3 protein-coding genes are annotated in these 2,806 nt (G+C 64.9%); 2 read left to right on the top strand and 1 reads right to left on the bottom strand.

From position 1 onward, the window contains the following. Window positions 1-642 (bottom strand): cation-transporting P-type ATPase (locus tag ACEW8N_RS11860; RefSeq protein ID WP_373500038.1); only part of this gene is annotated, 642 nt, incomplete at its 3' end. Between the two features lie 415 nt (window positions 643-1,057). On the opposite strand from ACEW8N_RS11860, the gene ACEW8N_RS11855 reads away from it, so the two are divergent. Further along, window positions 1,058-2,449 (top strand): TolC family protein, encoded by a 1,392-nt coding sequence (locus tag ACEW8N_RS11855; protein WP_373500037.1) that lies wholly within the window; start codon window positions 1,058-1,060, stop codon window positions 2,447-2,449. Further along, window positions 2,434-2,806 (top strand): biotin/lipoyl-binding protein (locus ACEW8N_RS11850; protein WP_373500036.1); only part of this gene is annotated, 373 nt, incomplete at its 3' end. The genes ACEW8N_RS11855 and ACEW8N_RS11850, both read left to right, overlap by 16 nt.

Below are 2,806 nucleotides of genomic sequence, written 5' to 3'. Positions count from 1 at the left end.
CCGGCCGATCTTGCCGATCTCCGTGGCCAGCCCCGTGGACATGACCCGGGCCACGCCCTGCCCCCCCACCACCAGGGAGCCCGAAAAGACGAACGGCTGATCGTCCCCGCCCGGAGGCCCCATGGCATCCGGGTCGCCCGTCGCCGCCTGCTTGCGGACCGGGACCGACTCGCCGGTCAGGAGGGACTCGTCCGCCGACAGGTTGAGGGCCGAGACCACCACGGCATCGGCCGCCACCCGGTCCCCCTCCTCCAGGAGAAGAAGATCCCCCCTCACCACCTCCCGGCCGGGGATGCGGACCTTTTCCCCCTCCCGAATCACCAGGGCCCGGGGGCTCGAGAGGTCCCGGAGGGATTCCAATGCCCGTTCGGTCTTCCGCTCCTGGAAGAAGGTGATGCCCATGACGACAAAAACAAAACCCAGGAGCATCATGGCCTCCTGGACCTCGCCCGACAGGAGGTAGATCAGGCCGCAGGCCAGGAGCAGCAGGAACATGGGCTCCCGGACCACCTCCCAGGCAATATGCCAGATCCCCCGCTTCCGGGCCGAAGACAGCTCGTTGTACCCATCCTCCGCAAGGCGCCGCTCCACCTCGGCATGATCAAGGCCCGCAAGACGCAAGTCAGCCGATCCGTCCATCATAACGTCCCCCTTTTGTCAGGCTGAAGGGGTGAAGATTGCCAGTCGTCAGCCCTTCACCGTTCGATATCATAGCCGCAACCCTTAAGCCTTTAACCTTCAAGCCTATAGCCTATAGCCCCTCGCCCTTTCTTCTATTCCCTTCCCCTCCAATTTGTAAACGCTATTTTTTTCCCTTGATTTTCCGTCCTCCTAAATCTATTTAGAGAACTATATCGTTGCTTTTCACCGGAAAGACCCGACAGCCAAATGGAAATAGTCTCGTAACAAGCCGATTTCAGACGGTTTCGTAAAAACTTCGAGATCAAGGCTTGCGAATCCCGAGGAATGATGAGTACTTAAAGTACGCCTCATTGACGAGGGGTGAGCGTAACGCAGATATCGGGGTTTTTACGGAACCGTCAAAGGAGGCCGCAGCATGCCTGCTTTTCTTAGATTCCGTCCTTCGCTTTTTCTGCTGCCGATCATCCTGATGCTTCCGGTCCGGTTCGTTTTCGCGGCGGGGGACGCAGGGCCGCCGCTCACCATCGCCCGGGCGATCGAGAAGGCCTCGCGGCAGCACCCCCGGATCGAGGCCCACGACGCCCGGGTCGACGGCGCCAAGGCCCGGGTGACACAGGCCCGCGCCGGCTTCCTCCCCCGCGCCCATGTCTCGGAAAAATTCGACCGGACCACCAACCCCATGTGGGCCTTCGGCACCAGGCTGAACCAGGCGTCCATCACGGAACCGGACTTCGACCCGGACCGTCTCAACAACCCCGACGCCATCCAGAATTTCAACACCGTCCTCGGCGTAACCTGGCCGGTCTACGACAGGGGCCAGACCCGGCACGGCGTCCGCCAGGCCGAGATGGGCGAAGTCGCGGCCGGGCTCTTTCTGGACCAGGCCCGCAGGCAGGTCATCGCCGATGCGGCCGTCGCCTATTTCGGCGTCCTCATCGGCCAGGAGACCCTCTCGGTGGTTGACCAGTCCCTGAAATCGGCCCGGGCCCATCTCAAGATGGCGCAAGACCGCTTTGACGGCGGCTTCGTGGTGAAGAGCGACCTCCTGCGGGCGCGGGTACGGATCTCCCAGCTCACCCAGGAGCGGTTTCAGGCTGAAAGCGGCCTGGCCGTGGCCCGGGCCGCCCTGAACGCCGCCATGGGGGAACCGGTCGACCGCGAGTATCATCTCGCCACACCCCTTGCCGCCGGGAACGGCATCGACACGCCCCTGGAGCCCTGGGTCGAAGCCTCCCTGGCCCACCGGGCCGACTACCTCGGGATGAAGCAGCAGGAGGCCATCGCCGCCGAGGAGATCCGGAAAACCCGGGCCGCCCACCTCCCCAGCGTCGACCTGTTCGGCAACTACGAGATCAACTCGGAGGACTGGAGCGACACGGCCGACAATTACACGCTGGGCGCCATGGTCCGGCTCGACCTCTATTCCGGCGGCCGGGATGCGGCCCGGACCCGGGAAGCCCGGGCGGCCCTCAAAGACATCCGTGCCCTGCTGCGGGAGATGGAAGACGGCATCCGCGTCCAGACGCGGGAGGCCTTTCTCCAGGCAAAAAGCGCATGGGGCCGGATCGGGGCCGCCGGCGCCGCCGTCTCCGAGGCCGAGGAAAACCTCCGGATCGTCTCCGACCGCTACCGGAACGGCCTCCTGACCATCGTGGACCTGCTGGACGCCGAGGTGGCCCTGGACCAGTCCCGGAAGAACCGCTTCCAGGCCCTCCACGACTACAAGACGTCCCTGGCTCGCCTCGCCCTGGTCACGGGAACCATCGATGAAACCTTTATGGGGGAAGGACCATGCTGCATCCACTAGCACGACTTTCCGCATGCTGCCTCGCGATCTCTTTCCTGGGCGGCTGCGGCGATAAAATCGAACCGGGAAACCGTGCGGCCGTCCGGGGCGGGGCGATCATCGCCCAAACCGCAACGGCCGAGACCGTCCGCAGGCCCGTCCAGTACGAGGCGGTGGGCACCGTCCGGGCACGTCAAGAAAGCACCCTCGCAAGCAAGCTGATGGGGACGGTGGCACAGGTCCGGGTCTCCGAGGGCGACCGGGTCCAGGCCGGCGACATCCTGGCGGTGATCGAACAGGTCCAGGCCGACGCAGGGCTCCGCCAGGCCAATGCCGCCCTGGAGGAGGCCAGGCGGGCCCATGCGGCCGCGGTTTCGG

The sequence above is a fragment of the Desulfococcus sp. genome (assembly GCF_041737845.1).
GTDB lineage: Bacteria > Desulfobacterota > Desulfobacteria > Desulfobacterales > Desulfococcaceae > Desulfococcus.
The sequence above is the reverse complement of the archived record's forward strand: the minus strand, read 5'-3'. Positions and strand labels throughout refer to the sequence as shown.